Annotated in this window: 2 protein-coding genes; both read right to left on the bottom strand. The window is 73.4% G+C overall.

Annotated features, from left to right (window positions below):
* Window position 1: 1 nt before the first annotated feature.
* A complete protein-coding gene (locus M8542_RS47525; protein WP_257927032.1) occupies window positions 2–6,076 on the bottom strand; it encodes a type I polyketide synthase in 6,075 nt (2,024 codons plus the stop codon).
* Window positions 6,073–17,226: an SDR family NAD(P)-dependent oxidoreductase gene (locus M8542_RS47520; protein WP_372508800.1), complete on the bottom strand. Its 11,154-nt coding sequence runs from the start codon at window positions 17,224–17,226 to the stop codon at window positions 6,073–6,075. Before M8542_RS47520 ends, M8542_RS47525 begins: the two co-directional genes overlap by 4 nt.
* Window positions 17,227–17,442 lie beyond the last annotated feature (216 nt).

Here is a 17,442-nt window from a genome sequence, read left to right as displayed (position 1 = left end):
GTCAGGACCTTCCGAATTCCTTCGCGATGATGTCGAGCAGTTCGTCGGCCGAGGCGTCGTCGACGTCGTCTTCGCCCCCGGCGCCGCCGGTCCACCGGTCGAGCAGCGCCCGCAGCCGGTCGGTGATCTCCGCGCGGTCCTCGTCCGTGCCGGCCAGCGCGGCTTCGAGCGCGTCGATCCGGTCCAGCACCGACGACCCGCCGGCCTGCTCCGGGGCGAGGCCGGCGTGCAGCAGCCGCGCGACGTGCCGCGGGTTCGGGTGGTCGTAGATCAGCGTCGCCGGCAGCCGCACGCCGGTCCGGGCGGTCAGCCGGTTCCGCAGCTCGACCGCGGTGAGCGAGTCGAAGCCCTGCGTCTTGAACGGCTGGTCCAGATCGGCCGGCCGCTCTTCGGCGTGCCCCAGCACGTGGTTCACCTGGGCCGCGACGACCGTCTCCAGCAGGTGCAGCTGCTGCTCGCCGGTGAGCGCGGCGAGCTGACCCGCCAGGCCGGTCGTGACGACGGTCTGCGCGTCGGCGCGGGTGGCCTTGACCAGGGCGCGGAACAGCGGCTCGGGCTGGGTGCCGACGGTCAGCGCGATCGGCACGTAGTGCGGGTGCGTCGACGTCATCGCCGCGTCCAGCAGGCCGAGCGCGTGCTCGGCCGGCAGCGGCCGCATCCCGTCGGCCGCCATGCGGGCCCGCTCGGCGTCGCTCAGGTGCCCGGTCATGCCGGACACGTCGTCCCACAGGCCCCACGACAGCGACAACCCGGGCAGACCCTGCGCACGACGCCGCCGGGCGAGTTCGTCGAGCCAGGTATTGGCCGCGGCGTAGTTGGCCTGGCCGGCATCGCCGAGGACACCGGCCGCGGAGGAGAACAGCACGAAGTGCGACAGGTCGAGGTTTCGCGTCGCCTCGTGCAGGTGCGTGCCCGCGATCACCTTGGGCCGCAACACCTTCGCGAGCTGTTCAGGGGTGAGGTTGACCGACAGGGCGTCGTCGAGGACACCCGCCGTGTGGAACACCGCGCCCAGCTTCGGGTATCGGGCGATCAGCGTGTCGACGGCGTCGCGCTCGGCGACGTCGCACGCGACGATGTCCACCGACTCCGCGCCCAGCGTGCGAAGTTCGTCGCCGAGACCGTCGGCGGCTTCGGGACCGCGACGCGAGGTCAGGACGAGGTGCCGGACGCCGTACGTGGTGACGAGGTGCCGGGCGAGCAACGCGCCGAGCGTGCCGGTGCCGCCGGTGACCAGCACCGGCCGGGCCGGGTCGAGCGGCTCGGGCAGGGTCAGCGCGACCTTGCCGACGTGCCGGGCCGCCTGCACGAACCGCAGCGCCTGCCGGGCCTGCTGCATCGGCCACGACCGCACCGGCAACGGCGTCAGCACGCCCTCGGCGAAGAGGCCACGCAGTTCGGCGAGGATCTCGCCCAGCCGGTCCGGGCCGGCTTCGATGAGGTCGAACGCCCGGTAGGAGACGCCTTCGTGCGCGGCGGCGACGGATTCCGGGTCGCGGACGTCGGTCTTGCCCATGTCGACGAACCGCCCGCCGGGGCGCAGCAGCCGCAGCGAGGCGTCGGTGTGCTCGTGCGCCAGGGAGTTCAGGACGACGTCGACCCCGCCGGCCACCTCGCGGAAGTCGGCTTCGAAGTCGAGGGCCCGCGAACTGGCGATCCGCTCCAGCGGGACGTCGAGGGCCCGCAGCGTGTCCCACTTCGCCGGGGACGCGGTGGTGAACACGTCCGCGCCCCAGTGCCGGGCCAGCTGCAGGGCGGCCATGCCGACCCCGCCGGTCGCGGTGTGGATCAGCACCTGCTCCCCCGCGGTCAGCTTCGCCAGGTCCGACAGGGCGTAGAAGGCGGTCAGGAACGCGACCGGCGTGGCGCCGGCCTGCTCGAACGTCCAGCCGCCGGGGACGGGGACGACCAGCCGCGCGTCGGTGACAGCGAGCGCGCCGAAGGTGGCGCACTCGGTGAACATGCCCATCACGGCGTCGCCGGCCCGCACCGACTCGACACCGGGACCGACCTCGGTCACGATCCCGGCGGCCTCGCTGCCGAGGACGGCGTCCGGGTCCGGGTACATGCCGAGCCCGACCAGGACGTCGCGGAAGTTGACGCCCGCCGCGCGCACCCGGACCCGGACGTGCCCGGGTGCGAGGGGCGCGGTGCCGGCGTCGTAGGGCACCGGGTCGGCGTCGTTGCCGATGCGCCAGCCGCCTTCGGGGAGGGTGAGTTCGGCGCCGACGCGGCCGAGGCGCGGCACCCTTGTCTCGCCGTCGAAGACGCCGATCACGGGCTCGTCGGTCGCGAGGACATCGTCGTCCACTTCGGACCCGTCGGTGACCAGCAACGCGACCCGGCCGGGGAACTCGGCGGCGACCGTGCGGACCAGGCCCGGCAGGCCCGCGTGTTCGAGGGTGTCGGCGCACTCGACGACCAGCCGGGCCTCGCCCGGCTCGGCCAGCCACTCCTGGATGCGCCGCAACGTCGTTTCGATGACCTCGCTCGCGGTCGAGCCGGTCGCCGGCCACCGCACGATCTCGACCGGCTCCGGCATGGCCGGCGCTGTCCAGTCCTGCCAGTCGACGCGGTACATCGCGTCCCGTAGCCGCACCGCCGGCCCGGCCACCTGCGCGGACCGCGAGATCAGCTCGTCGACCCGGGCGACCGGGGCGCCGGTGGGGTCGGCGACGGTGAGCGTGACGCCGTCCTCGCCGGTCGGCGCGACCCGGACCCGCAGCGCGCGGGCGCCGGTGGCGAACACCGAGAAGCCGCGCCAGGAGAACGGCAGCCGGGTGGTGCCGTCGCCGGCCAGCTCGGCGGTCTGCACGGCCGCGTCGAGCAGCGCCGGGTGCAGCACGAACTCGCCGACGGCCTGGTCTTCGGGCAGGACGACGTCGGCGAACAGCTCGTCACCGCGCCGCCACGCGTGACGCAGGCCCTGGAACACCGGCCCGTAGCGGAGGCCCGCCTCGGCGAGCGCCGGGTAGAACGCCTCGACGTCGAGCGGGTGCGCGTCCCGCGGCGGCCATTCGGTGAGGCCGGTGTCGGCGGCGGCCGTGCCCTTGACCAGGGTGCCTTCGGCGTTCTGGACCCAGTCTTCGTCGCCGGAGCGCGAGTGGAGGGCGAAGGCGCAGCGGCCGGACTCGTCGGGTGCCTGCACGGTGACCTGGACCTCGGCGGGCAGCGCGAGGGGCGCGTGGTGGGTCAGCTCTTCGACGCGCGGGCAGCCCAGCTGGTCCCCCGCGTGCACGGCCATTTCCAGCATCGCGGTGCCGGGCAGGACGACGGTGTCGCCGAGGGCGTGGTCGGCCAGCCACGGCTGCGTGGCGGGCGAAAGCCGGCCGGACAGGTGCAGTGCGCCGGTGCCGGCGGCGTGCAGGACCGCGCCGAGCAGCCCGTGCCCGGCCGGACGCAGGCCGACGGCGGTGACGTCCTGGGCGGCTTCGCCTTCGAGCCAGTACCGCTCGTGCTGGAAGGCGTAGGTGGGTAGGGGTACTCGGGTGGCGCCGTCGAACAGGGGTGTCCAGTCGACGTGGCCGCCGTGGACGTACAGCTCGGCCAGTGCGGTCCGGAAGCGCTGCTGCGCGCCCTCGCGGCGCAGCGTCGACAACACCGGAATCCCTTGGGCGGCTTCCTCGAGCGGTGCGTTCAGCACCGGGTGTGGGCTGACTTCGAGAACGTGCGTGAAGCCTTGCTTGAGCGCGGCCACGACGGTCGGGAAGAACTTGACCTGGCTCTTCAGGTTCTCCAGCCAGTACTCACCGGTGAGGGTCGCGGTGTCGATCTTCTCACCGGACACCGTGGAGTAGAACGGAATCTCAGTGCCCACCGGCGACACCGGCTCAAGATCGTTGAGAATCACCTCCGCCAGCTGACCCACCTGCGGGTGGTGCGAGGCATAGGAAACGTCGATCCGCCGATAGCTCTCGCACTTCCCGGCCAGTTCGTCCAAAGCGGACACATCACCGGACACGATCACCTGCGCCGGGCCATTCACCGCCGCCACCGCGAGCCGATCATCGATCAGCGCCTCGGCCTCCTCAGCCGAGACTCGCAGCGACGCCATCCCACCAATGCCTTCGAGCGCACGCAACGCTTTCGCGCGCAGCGCGACAACCCGAGCACCGTCCTGCAAGGACAACGCGCCCGACACCGTCGCCGCGGCGATCTCACCCTGCGAGTGCCCGACCACCCCGGCGGGCTCGACACCGTGCGACCGCCACAGTGCGGCCAGCGAGACCATCACCGCCCACAGCAACGGCTGCACCACATCGACCTGGCTGGTCTCTTCCGCCAGCTTGTCGAACACCGACCAGTCCACGAACTCCGCCAGCGCCGCATCGCATTCCCGCAGCCGCTCGGCGAAGACCGGCTCCCGCTCGGCCAGGTCCAAGCCCATCCGGACCCACTGCGAACCCTGACCCGGGAACACCATCAGCACCCGGCTCGGCTTGCCGGTCCCCGAACCCACGAGGTCCAGCTCGTCCAGCCCGGCCAGCAGCTCGTCCCGATCCGCGGCGACAACGGCACCGCGGTGGGGGAACTTGCTGCGCCCGGTCAAGGAGAACCCGAGGTCACCGAGGGAAAGCGAAGGGTGCGCCAGGACGTGCTCCCGCAACCGGGAAGCCTGCTCCCGCACCGCTTCGGCGGTCTTGGCGTGCACCAGGAACGGCAGCGGCCCGGCGATCTCGGCCGAGGTCACCTCCGCGGCAGGAGCCTGCTCCAGGATCACGTGCGCGTTGGTGCCGCTGATGCCAAAGGAAGACACTCCCGCCCGGCGCGGAGCATCGGAAGACCACGGGCGAGCCTCCTGCAACAGCTCCACACCACCGCCGGCCCACTCGATCTTCGACGACGGCGTCGAGGCGTGCAGCGTCCGCGGCATGACCCCGGCCCGCAACGCCTGCACCATCTTGATCACGCCACCCACCCCGGCCGCGGCCTGCGAGTGTCCGATGTTCGACTTCAGCGAACCCAGCCACAGTGGACGGTCCCGCTCCACGCCGTAAACCGCCTGCAACGCCTGGACCTCGATCGGGTCACCCAACGCGGTTCCGGTCCCGTGCGCCTCCACGAGGTCGACGTCGGACGCGGACAACCGAGCGTCCTCGAGTGCCGCCGTGATCACCCGCTGCTGCGAAGGACCGTTCGGCGCGGACAGCCCGTTCGACGCGCCATCCTGGTTCACGGCCGAGCCGCGCACCACGGCGAGCACGTCGTGCCCGTTGCGGACCGCGTCCGAAAGCCGTTCCAGCAGCAGGAATCCGACACCCTCGGAGACCCCGAAGCCGTCGGCGGAATCCGCGAACGCCTTGCTGCGGCCGTCCGGGGCGACCGCGCGCTGCCGGCTGAAGTTCACGAACGAACTCTCGCTCGCCATGATCGTGGCGCCCCCGGCCAAGGCCAGGGAGCAGTCCTGGCTGCGCAACGCCCGCACCGCGAGGTTCAACGCCACCAGCGACGACGAGCACGCCGTGTCGACCGACACCGCCGGCCCTTCGAGGCCGAGGGTGTAGGAGATCCGGCCGGACGCCACGCTGCTGAGGTTCCCGTTGTCCACGTAGCTTTCCAGCTCGCCCGGCACCGACGGCAGCCGGTCGGCGTAGGAGCTGTGGATCACGCCGACGTACACGCCGGTCGGGCTGCCCTTGAGCGCGAGCGGGTCGAGCCCGGCGTTCTCCAGGGTCTCCCAGGCGACTTCGAGGAGCTGCCGCTGCTGCGGGTCCATGGCCACCGCCTCGCGCGGCGAGATCCCGAAGAAGCCCGCGTCGAAGTTGTTGGAGCCGTGGAGGAACCCGCCGGTGCGCACGTAGGACTTGCCGGCCGCGTCCGGGTCCGGGTCGTAGAGCGCGTCGGCGTCCCAGCCGCGGTCGGCGGGGAACTCGCCGATCGCGTCCGCGCCGTCGGCGACCAGCCGCCAGAGGTCTTCCGGGGTCCGGACGCCGCCCGGGAAGCGGCAGCCCATGCCGACGATCGCGACCGGTTCGTGGGCGGCCCCGCGCAGCTGCTGGTTCTGCAGGCGCAGGCGTTCGGTTTCCTTGACCGACGCGCGGAGTGCGGCGACGACCTTCTCGTCGGGAGCAGTCATGAGTTCTCGGATCCCTCCATCGCCAACGCGATGAGTGCGTCGGTGTCCATTTCGTCCACGTTCGCCCTCGAGGTGGTGGCGCCGCCGGCCGGCTCCTCGGCCAGGCTCAGCAGCGCGTCGAACAGGCCGATCTCCCGGAGCCGGGACACCGGCACCGTGGCCAGGACCTCCTGCAGCCGTCGCTTGTCCTCGTCGTCGGCCGACAGCGGTTCCCGCGCCGGCGCGAGCGTCCGGTGCAGCAGCCGCGTGATGTCCCGCGGGGTCGGGTGGTCGTAGATCAGCGTCGCCGGCAGGTGCGAGCCGGTCTGCGCGCCGAGCCGGTTGCGCAGCTCGACCGCGGTCAGCGAGTCGAAGCCCTGCACGGTGAACGGCTGGTCGGGGTCGACCGCGTGCCCCTCGGCGTGCCCGAGGACGAGGTTGACCTGCGCGGCGACGAGCTCTTCCAGCAGCTGCAGCTGTTGTTCGGGGTTGAGCACCGACAGCCGCTCGGCGAGCCCCTCTTCCGCGGCGGCGCCACCGGCGCGGGCCTGCGCCCGTTTCGGCTGGACCAGCGCCCGGAAGATCGGCTCGCGCTGCGTGCCGACGCTCAGCGAGATCGGCACGTAGTGCGAGTGCGTCGACGTCAGCGCGACGTCGAGCAGGCCCAGTGCGTGCGCGGCGGACAGCGCCCGCATGCCGTTGGCGGCCATCCGGTCGTGGTGGACGCCGTCGAGGTGCCCGGTCATCCCGGACGCGTCCGCCCACAATCCCCACGACAGCGACAACGCGGGCAGCCCGAGTGCCCGGCGGCGCGCGGCGAGCTCGTCGAGGTAGGTGTTCGCCGCCGCGTAGTTGGCCTGCCCGGCGTCGCCGAGGACACCGGCGGCCGAGGAGAACAGCACGAAGTGCGACAGGCCCATGTCCAGGGTCAGCTCGTGCAGGTAGGTCGCCGCCTGCACCTTCGGCGCGAGGACGCGGCGCACCTGCTCGGGGCTGAGGTTCACCGACAGGCCGTCGTCGAGGACGCCCGCCGTGTGGAACACCGCCCCGACCGGCCCGGTGTGCTCGAACAACCCGGCCAGGGAGTCCCGGTCGGTGACGTCGCAGGCCACGACGGCGACCGACTCCGCGCCGGCTTCGTACAGCTCGTCCCGCAGTTCGGCGGCGCCGAGGGCGCCCAGGCCCCGGCGCGAGGTGAGCACCAGCTCCCGCACGCCGTACTCGGTGACCAGGTGCCGGGCCAGCAGCCCGCCGAGGGTGCCGGTGCCGCCGGTGATCAGCACCGGGCGGTCCGGGTCGATCTTCTCCGGCAGCGTCAGCACGACCTTGCCGATCTGGCGGGCTTCCCGCACGTACCGCAGCGCGCGGCGGGCCTGCTGCATCGGCCACGCCTTCACCGGCAGCGGCAGCAGCACCCGGGCGGTGAACAGCTCGTGCAGTGCGGTGAGGATGTCCTGGATCCGGTCGGGCCCGGCCTCGATGAGGTCGAAGGCCCGGTACTTCACACCGCGGTGCTCCTTCGCGACGACGTCGGGGTCGCGGACGTCGGTCTTGCCCATGTCCACGAACCGCCCGCCACGCGGCAGGAGCCGCAGCGACGCGTCGGTCTGCTCGTTGGCCAGCGAGTTCAGCACGACGTCCATACCCGCACCCCGCGTCGCCGCGAGGAACTCGGCCTCGAAGTCCGCGGTGCGCGAACTGGCCATCCGCTCCCGCGGCACGCCGAGAGTCTTCAGCACCGGCCACTTGCCCGGGTGCGCGGTCGTGAAGACCTCCGCGCCCCAGTACTGGGCCAGCTGCAGGGCCGCCATGCCGACGCCGCCGGTCGCGGTGTGGATGAGGACGCGCTTGCCGGTGGCCAGCTTGCCGAGGTCGTGCAGGGCGTAGAACGCGGTCAGGAACACCACCGGGGCCGCGCCGGCCTGCTCGAAGGACCAGCCTTCGGGCACCGGGACGACCATCCGGGCGTCGGTGACCGCGTGCGAGCCGAAGCCGGAGCACTCGGTGAACAAGCCCATCACGGCGTCGCCGGGTTCGACCGTGTGCACGTCGGCGCCGGTTTCGACGACGACGCCGGCGGCCTCGCTGCCCATCATCGCGCCCTCGTCGGGGTACATGCCGAGGCTGATCAGGACGTCCCGGAAGTTCACCCCGGCCGCGCGGACCGCGACGCGCACCTCGCCCGGGGCGAGTTCGCGGGTGGCCGCGTCGGAGGGGACCAGGCCGACGCCGTCGAGGGTGCCGCGGCCGTCGGAGGCGACCGACCAGGCTTCGCCGTCCGGGATCGCCAGCTCCGAGACCGTGCGCTCGAGCCGCGGCACGCAGACCACGCCGTCACGCACGCCGAGGACGTGCTCGTCGGTGGCCAGCGCCGCCATCAGCGCCGGGACGTCGACCGGGCCCTTGCCGCGGACGTCCAGCAGGACGAGCCGACCGGGGAACTCCGTGGCCATCGACCGGATCAGGCCGCCGACACCCGACTCGGCCAGGCCGCCCCAGCCGACGACCACCAGCCGGGTGCGTTCGGACTGCGGCCGGGCGAGCCAGCGCTTCAGCCGCATCAAGACGGCTTCGACCAGCCGGCCGGCGGTTTCGGCCAGCGCGGGGCCGTCGTCGAGGTCGACCGGACGGCGCAGCAGCGACGCCGTGTCCCACAGCACCAGGTCCGGCGGCTCGCGGGTGACGGCGACCTCGTCCCAGCCGCGGTAGAGCACCGGCTCGCAGCCGGCCTCGGCGAACCAGGCCCGCAGGCCGCTGGTGTCGTCCAGCACGCCGAAGGTCGGTTTGTCGACAACGGTCGTCGAGCCGCTTTCCGCCGTCCACTGAGGCCAGTCGACCTGGAACAGGCTGTCCCGGATGTTCACGAACTGCGACAACGCTTGCTGCGGCAGGGCGCGGGAGACCAGGGCACGAACGTCGAGCACCGGCGTGCCCTCGCTGTCGAAGGCGGCGATGGCGACGGTCTCGTCGTCGCCGCCGGTGATGCGGACGCGGAGCCGGCGGGCGCCGCTCGCGTGGATCGAAACACCCTGCCAGGAGAACGGGATCGCGGTGTCTTCACTCGCGTTCGCCAGGCTGATGACGTGCAGGGCGGCGTCGAGCAGCGCCGGGTGGACGAGGAACCCGTCCTCGTCGAGGGAGTCCGCCAGGCTCACCTCGGCGTACAGCGCGTCTTCGGCCCGCCAGGCGGCTTCGAGGCCCTGGAACATCGCGCCGTACGCGTACCCCTGGCCGGCGAGGACGCGGTAGGCGTCGCCGGTGTCGATCCGGCGGGCACCTTCCGGTGGCCAGACGGCCGGAGCTTCGGGCCGCTCGGTGGCCTCGCGGCACAGCAGGCCGGACGCGTGCAGCTCCCACTCGCCGTCTTCTTCCGGGCGCGAGTGCAAGGTCAGGCCACAGCGGCCGTCGTCGTCGGGCGCGGTCACCATCAGCTGGACGACCACGGATCCGGTGCGCGGCAACAGGAGCGGCGCGTGGTGGGTCAGCTCCTCCAGGTGCGGGCAGCCGACCTGGTCACCGGCGTGCACGGCCAGGTCGACCATCGCCGCGCCCGGCAGCAGCGGGGTGTCGCCGAGGGCGTGGTCGGCCAGCCACGGCTGGGCGGTCAAGGAGAGGCGGCCGGAGAGGTAGACCGTGCCGTCGCCGGCGGCCCGCATGACCGCGCCGAGCAGGCCGTGCCCGGCCGGGCTGAGGCCGACCGTGCCGACGTCCTGGGTGCCCTGGCGGGCGTCGAGCCAGTAGCGCTCGTGCCGGAAAGCGTATGTGGGCAAGGGAATCCGGCGCGCGCCCGCCTTCAGGTACAGCGCGGTCCAGTCGAGACTGCCCTGGCCGACGGTGAACTCGGCGACCGAGGTGCGGAACCGGCTCGGCCCGCCGTCGCCGCGGCGCAGCGTCGAGAGCACCGGGATGCCTTGCGCGGCTTCGTCGAGGGACGCGCCGAGCACGGGGTGCGGGCTGATCTCGAGGACGTGCGTGAAGCCGTTCTCGAGGGCCTTGACCACGGTCGGGAAGAAGCGGACCGGGCTCTTCAGGTTCTCCAGCCAGTACTCGCCGGTCAGGGTCGCGGTGTCGATCGGTTCGCCGGACACCGTGGAGTGGAAGGGGATCTCGGTGCTCGCCGGCGACACCGGGGCGAGGTCGGCGAGGATGACGCCGGCCAGCTGCCCGACCTGCGGGTGGTGCGACGCGTAGGACACGCCGATCCGGCGGTAGTGCGCGCCTTCGTTCTCGCAGACGATCGCGAGCTCGTCGAGGGCGTCGACGGCGCCGGAGACGATGACCTGCGCCGGGCCGTTGACCGCGGCGACGGCGAGCAGCTCGCCCCACGGCCGGATGAGTTCCGCGGCGCGCTCGGCCGAGACCAGGATCGACGCCATGCCGCCGATGCCTTCGAGGGCCCGCAATGCCCTGGCGCGCAGCGCAACCACGCGGGCACCGTCCTGCAGGGACAGCGCGCCGGACACGGTCGCCGCGGCGATCTCGCCCTGGGAGTGCCCCACCACTCCGGCGGGCTCGACACCGTAGTGGCGCCACAGGGCGGCGAGCGACACCATCATCGCCCACAGCAGCGGCTGGACGACGTCGACCTGGCCGAGGGCGGACTCGTCGGCGAGCTTGTCGAACACCGACCAGCCGACGAACTCCGACAGCGCCGCGTCGCATTCGCGCAGGCGTTCCGTGAACACCGGCTCGTGCTCCGCCAGCTCCAGTCCCATGTGGACCCACTGCGAACCCTGGCCAGGGAAGACCATCAGCACCCGGGCGTCGCCGGAGCCCGAGCCGGTCACGGCGGAGTCCGCGCCGGCGGCCAAGCCGGCGAGTCCCTCGATCAGCTCGTCACGGTCGGTGGCGACGACCGCGCCGCGGTGGGCGAACGCCGTCCGGCCGGTGGCGAGGGAATATCCGACGTCGGCGACCGAGAACTCGGGGTGCGCCAGGACGTGCTCGCGCAGCCGGGAAGCCTGGTCCCGCAACGCTTCCGGCGTCTTCGCGTGGACGACGACCGGCAGCGGCCCGGCCGCCTCGGCCGGGCGTGCCACGGTCTCCGCGGCCGGAGCTTGTTCGAGGATGACGTGCGCGTTCGTCCCGCTGATGCCGAACGACGACACCGCGGCCCGGCGCGGGCCTTCGGTGGCCCACGCGCGGGCGTCGCGCAGCAGCTCGACCCCGCCGCCGGCCCACTCGATCTTCGACGACGGCGTCGCCGCGTGCAGCGTCTTCGGGAGGATCCCGGCCCGCAGCGCCTGCACCATCTTGATCACGCCACCGACCCCGGCGGCGGCCTGCGCGTGCCCGAGGTTCGACTTCAGCGAACCCAGCCACAGTGGACGGTTCGCGTCCCGGCCGGCGCCGTAGGTCGCTTGCAGGGCCTGGACTTCGATCGGGTCGCCGAGCGCGGTGCCGGTGCCGTGCGCCTCCACGACGTCGACGTCGGCGGCGCCGAGGCCGGCGTCGGCCAGCGCGGCGGCGATGACGCGTTGCTGCGAAGGGCCGTTGGGCGCGGTCATGCCGTTGGACGCGCCGTCCTGGTTCACCGCGGAACCCTTGACCACGGCCAGGATCCGGTGCCCGTTGCGCTGCGCGTCGGACAGTCGTTCCAGCACGACCATGCCGACGCCCTCGGCCCAGCCGGTGCCGTCGGCGTCGTCGGAGAACGCGCGGCAGCGGCCGTCCGGGGCGAGCCCGCGCTGGCGGCTGAAGTCGACGAAGACCTCGGGCGTCGACAACACCGTCACGCCGCCGGCCAGCGCCATCGAGCATTCACCGCGTCGCAGCGCCTGCGTCGCGAGGTGCAGCGAGACCAGCGAAGACGAGCAGGCGGTGTCCACCGAGACCGCCGGGCCTTCGAGTCCGAGCGTGTAGGCGATCCGGCCGGTCAGCACGCTGGCCGCGCTTCCGTTGCCCAGGAACCCTTCCAGCTCCTCGGGCACTTCGCGCAGCCGCGCCGCGTGGTCGTGGTACATGATCCCGGCGAACACGCCGGTGTGGCTGCCCTTCAAGGAAACCGGGTCGATCCCGGCGTGCTCCAGGGCCTCCCAGGCGACCTCCATGAGCTGCCGCTGCTGCGGGTCCATCGCCAGGGCCTCGCGCGGCGAGATGCCGAAGAACCCGGCGTCGAACTCGAGGGCGTCCGGGAGGAACCCGCCGTGGCGGACGTACATCTTGCCCGGCGCGGCCGGGTCCGGGTCGTAGAGCGCGTCGAGGTCCCAGCCGCGGTCGGCCGGGAAGTCGCCGATGGCGTCGGCGCCGTCGGCGACCAGCCGCCACAGTCCGTCGGCGTCGGTCACGCCCCCGGGGTACCGGCAGCCGATGCCGACGATCGCGACCGGCTCGTCGGCGACGCGCACCGGCGCGGCGACGGTGACCCGGGTGCCTTCGCCCAGGTGTGTGGCGAGCGCGGCCGGCGTCGGGTAGTCGAAGATCAGCGTGGCGGGCAGCTTGCGGCCCAGCGCGGCGCCGAGGCGGTTGCGCAGCTCGACGGCGGTCAGCGAGTCGAAGCCCAGTTCGGTGAACGCCTGGTCGAGCTCGACGGCGTGCGGTGTCGCGTGCCCGAGCACCGCGGCGACGTGCTCGCGCACCAGCCCGGCGACGTCCGTGGTCGCGGCCCGGGTGGCCGTGCGCTGGGGTGTGGTGCGGACGAGGCCGCGCAGCAGCGGCGGGACGGCGTCCTTGGCCCGCAGCGCCCGGTGGTCCAGGAGCACCGGCGCGACGACCGGATCGGCCGTCCGCAGCGCGGTGTCGAGCATGCCCAGCGCGCGGTCGGTCGGCAGTGGCGCGATGCCTGAGCGGCGCAACCGGGCGTGGTCGGCTTCGCCGAGCTTCGCGGTCAGCCCGCTCGCCTGCTCCCACAGGCCCCACTGCAGCGACAGTGCGGGCAGGCCCGCGGCGTGGCGGTGCTGGGCGAGTGCGTCGAGGAAGGTGTTGGCGGCGGCGTAGTTCGCCTGGCCCGCGCCGCCGAGCAGCGCGGCCGAGGAGGAGAAGAGCACGAACGCGTCGAGCGGGCGGTCCTTCGTCAGCTCGTGGAGGTTGAGCGCCCCGTCGACCTTCGGGGTCAGCACCTTCGCGACCCGCTCGGCGGTGAGCGAACCCAGGACGCCGTCGTCGAGGACGCCCGCGGCGTGCACCACGGCGGTGAGCCGCGGGATGGCATCGAGGACTTCGGCAAGCGCTTCCCGGTCGGCCGCGTCACAGGCCACGACCCGCACGTCGGCGTCCAGTTCCACGTCCACGGGGTTGCGGGAGAGCAGGACGAGGCTGCGGATCCCGTGGTGGCGCACGAGGTGCCGCGCGACGAGCCGGCCGAGCACGCCGGTGCCGCCGGTGATGAGCACGGTCCCGTCGGGGTCCAGGCTTGTCTCGTCCACTGTGGACAGCTCAGCGCCGAGTCGCGGCACGAGCGCCACGCCGTCACGCAGGGCGAGTTCGGTCTCCCCCACCGCGACGGCCGCCGCGACCGCACTGCGCAGGGCGTCGCGGCTCGCGTCGCTGCCGTCGGTGTCGACGAGCACGATCCGGCCGGTTTCCTCGTCCTGCGCGGAGCGCACCAGGCCGGGCACGGTGGCCTGCGCCAGGCCGGGCACGGTGTCGCCGCCGACGACGGCGTGTGCGCCGGTGGTCAGCACGACCAGCTGCGAGTCCGCGGTGCGCGGGGTCGCGAGCCAGGAGGTGAGCAACGCCAGGACGTCGGACGCGGCGGTGTGCGGGCCGGTGGACGTGACTTCGGCGAGCACGAAGTCCGGGACCTCCGACAGCAGCAGCGCGGGCAGGTCCGGATGCCTGGGCTCGCCGAGCACCGCCCACGAACCGGTGGCCTCCTCGGCGGTCAGCGGGACCCAGTGGGTGGCGAACAGCGAGTCCGCGACGGCGGCGACGGGGCGCAGGGTCAGCGTTTCGACGGTGGCGATCGGCGCGCCGTCGAGACCGGCGACGGTGAGGGCGACCGAGTCGTCGCCGGTCCGGGTGAGCCGGACGCGGGCGCGGGTCGCGCCGGGCGCGTGGACGGCGACGCCGCTCCACGAGAACGGCAGCCAGGCGCGGCCGTCCCCGCCGAAGGCGCCGTCGAACAGCTCGAGGGCGTGCAGGGCGGCGTCCGCGAGGACCGGGTGGAGCGCGAAGCCGCCGGGAACCCCTTCGGGCACCACGACTTCGGCGACGACGTCGTCCCCGGCACGCCAGGCGGCGGTGAGCCCCTGGAAGGCGGGGCCGTAACCGAGCCCGGTGTCGGCGAGGGCCGGGTAGACGGCGCTGACGTCGATCGCGCCGGTGGTGGGCTCGGCGACTTCCCCGGCCGCGACCGGCGCGGCACCCAGGGACCCGGACGCGTGGTGCGTCCACGGGCCGTCGTCGTGTCGCGAGTGGACGGTGAAGGGGCGCGTCCCGTCGCCGTCGGGCTCGCCGACGGTGGTCTGGAGGGTGGCGGTCGTGGTGAGCACGAGCGGCGCGTGCAGGGTCAGCTCGGCGACCGCGGGGCAGCCGACGTGCGTCCCGGCCTGGATCGCCAGTTCGAGGAAGGCGGTGCCCGGCAGGATCGCGGCGCCCTGGACGCGGTGGTCGCCGAGCCAGGGGTGCGTGCTGAGGGAAAGCCGGCCGGTGAGCGTCACCTCGTCCTTGGCGGCGTGCGCGAGGACGGATTCGACCAGGGCGCCGGCGGGGCGTGCGGCGAGCCAGAACCGCTCGCGCTGGAAGGCGTAACCGGGCAGCCGGACGTGCCGGACGTCACGGTCGCCGTAGTAGGCGCGCCAGTCGACGTCGGCGCCGCGGACGTACCGCTCGGCGAGGGCTTCGGCCGGGTCCTGGCCGAGCTGCAGGAGGTCGCGCACGCCGTGCCGGTCCAGCCAGCCGGCTTCCGGCTGGACCGGCGCCGCGAGCCGCGTCCAGTGCCCGGCGTCGGCGAGTTCGGTCGCCTCCACCGGGTCACCGGTCACGACGTCGAGCACGAGCCTTCGCTGGGGATCGAAGGTCAGTGCCCGAACGAGCCTCCGCAGCTCGTCTTCTCCCGCGCCCCTGGCCAGGGTTCCGGCCAGCGCGCAGGCGTCGGAAAGCGACAGCACCCCGGCGACGTGCGCCGCGGCGACCGCGCCCAACCCGGCCCCGCCGACGACGTCCGCGTGGACGCCCCACGCCTCGAACAGCCGGTAGGCGGCGATGTTCGCGGCGAAGGCGTACTCGGGGGACGAGGGCGTGAGCGGGGTTTCGCGTTGGATGTTCAGGTGGCCGCAGGCTTCCGCGAGGGCCTTGGTGAACACCGGGTGGGTGTGGTCGGGGAGGTCGTCGTCGAGCCGCACGGCGAGCCCGCCGTCGGTGGTGCGGCCGCGGACGAGCCCGGGTGTGTCTGCGCCGTCGGTGAGGGCTCGGAGCTGGGCCCGCGCGGCTTCGACGGTCTCGGCGACGACGACGGCGCGGTGTTTGAAGGCGGCGCGGGTGGTGCCGAGGGCCGCGCCGAGGTCGGCCAGGGGGTAGTGGTCGAGACGTTCGAGAAGGGCAGCCGCCTGGCCGCGGAGGGCGGCGGCGGACTTCGCGGAGATGGGGAGCAGGAAGGGGCCGGCCGACTGATCGCTCGACGCGATTTCTTCAGCCGGCACCCCTTCCAAGATCACGTGGGCGTTCGTCCCGCTCATCCCGAACGACGACACCCCGGCCCGCCGCGGCCGGTCGTCCTCCGGCCACGTGCGGGCGTCCGTCAGCAGCTCCACCCCGCCGCCCGCCCAGTTCACGTGCGGGGTCGGCGACTCCACGTGCAGCGTGCGCGGCAGCGTCCCCGCCCGCATCGCCAGCACCATCTTCACCACGCCCGCGAGCCCGGCCGCCGCCTGGGTGTGGCCGATGTTCGACTTCACCGATCCCAGCCACAGCGGCCGCTCCGATGGCCGCCCCACGCCGTACACCGCCTGCAGGGCGTTCGCCTCGATCGGGTCGCCCAGCAGAGTGGCCGTGCCGTGGGCCTCCACCGCGTCGACCGAAGCCGCCGGGACGCCCGCGTCGGACAGGGCCTGCTCGATCACGCGTTGCTGGGCCGGTCCGCTCGGGGCCGTCAGACCGTTGCTCGCGCCGTCGGAGTTGACCGCGCTGCCGCGCACCACCGCCAGCACCCGGTGCCCCCGCGCCCGCGCCTCCGACAGCGGCTCCAGCACGACAGTGGCGACGCCCTCGGCCCAGCCGGTCCCGCCCGCGTCCGCCGCGAACGCACGGCAACGGCCGTCCGCCGACAGCGCGCGCTGGCGGCTGAACGACAGGAACCCGCCCGGGCTCGACATCACCGCGACGCCCGCCGCCAGCGCCAGCCCGCACTCACCGCGCCGCAGCGCCTGCACCGCCAGGTGCAGGGCGACCAGCGACGACGAACACGCCGTGTCGACGGTGATCGCCGGCCCCTCCAGACCGAGCGTGTACGCGATCCGGCCGGACGCGACGCTGCCCGCCGTGCCGATGTCCAGGTAGCCCTCGGCGCCGTCGGCGTCCTCGAGCCGGGGCCCGTAGTCCTGCGCCTCCGCGCCGACGTACACACCGGTGCGGCTGCCCTTCAGCCCGGTCGGGTCGATGCCCGCGTCCTCCAGCGCGTGCCAGCCGCTCTCCAGCAGCAGCCGCTGCTGCGGGTCCATCGCCACGGCCTCACGCGGGTTGATGCCGAAGAAACCCGCGTCGAACTCGGCGGCGTCGTGCAGGAAGCCACCGCGGCGGGTGTAGGTCGTGCCGGGGCGGTCCGGGTCGGTGTCGTAGAGCGCGTCGAGGTCCCAGCCGCGGTCGGCGGGGAACTCCGACGTCGCGTCCGCGCCCGCGGAAATCAGCCGCCAGAACTCGTCGGGGGTGCTCGCGCCGCCGGGGAACCGGCAGCTCATGCCCACGATCGCGACCGGCTCGCCGTCGTGCGACGCGACTTCGGCCGGCGCCGGGGCGGTCCCGCCCACCAGGCGCTCCTCGAGGTAGGTCGCGAGCCGCGCGGGGGTCGGGTGGTCGAAGGCCAGCGTCACCGGCAGCGCCAGGCCGGTCGCCTCGACGAGCCGCGCGTGCAGCGCGACCGCGGCGACCGAGTCCAGGCCGAGGTCCAGGAAGGAGCGATCGGCGCCGGACGGCGGCTCGGCGAGCACCGCGGTCAGCTCGGCCCGGACGAATTCGGCGAGGACGCGGGAACGGTCGTAAGCGGAAAGGTCTCCGAGGTCCCGGATGGGGTTCACCATTTTTCCCTCGTTCTCCAGCGATCGTTTTCCCGGCGGGAATTGGCGGGAATTCCCGCACCCTCTCCGGGAGGCTACCGACGCCCGACCGCCCTCCCCACCCCTACGCGCCCCTAGTTCGCGCCACGGATCAGGGGCTGGACCAGGCAAACCAGCGTTAGGGGTGGCGGCCCCGCGCGAGCCATTCCTATATTCGGCGCACACCTTGGATCGGGC

Origin of the sequence: Amycolatopsis iheyensis, assembly GCF_024703995.1 — a bacterium.
Classification (GTDB): Bacteria; Actinomycetota; Actinomycetes; order Mycobacteriales; family Pseudonocardiaceae; genus Amycolatopsis; species Amycolatopsis iheyensis.
This window is presented reverse-complemented; position numbering and strand designations above follow the sequence as displayed.

Coding starts and splice junctions, on each gene's coding strand:
- M8542_RS47525 (WP_257927032.1), bottom strand. CDS start 6,076: ATGACTGCTCCCGACGAGAAGGTCGTCGCCGCACTCCGCGCGTCGGTC.